Raw genomic sequence first — 312 nt, 5'->3', positions numbered from 1 at the left:
AGGTTGTACCAATGCTGCATGCAGTGAATGCGTAGCATGGTTTCCAGCGGATAAGGTCGCCGGCCATTACCAGCCTTGGGTTAAAACGGCTCGATGACTTCCACCATGTTTTGCCATGGCAGAATCTGCTCCATGCGGGACAAGAAAATCTCTTTTCTGGTCTGACGGCGCTTACTGCTGAATTCACTGTCGGCGAAGGTAAGTTGATGACTCATGATGAACCCTGTTCCATGGCTCCAGATGACAAACATGATCTCATATCAGGGACTTGTTCGCACCTTCCCTTGATAAATTCTGGCCCCGGATGACAGC

The 312-nt window shown here is 50.0% G+C and carries 1 pseudogene; it reads right to left on the bottom strand.

The features are described from left to right. A pseudogene (locus tag FDW98_RS05660) lies at positions 1-215 on the bottom strand (transposase); the annotation flags it as partial. Between the last annotated feature and the right edge of the window lie 97 nt (positions 216-312).

The organism is Citrobacter sp. wls711 (assembly GCF_005281055.1).
GTDB classification, from domain to species: Bacteria; Pseudomonadota; Gammaproteobacteria; order Enterobacterales; family Enterobacteriaceae; genus Citrobacter; species Citrobacter gillenii.
Note: the sequence above shows the minus strand (reverse complement) of the source record. Positions and strands in the feature narration are given on the sequence as shown.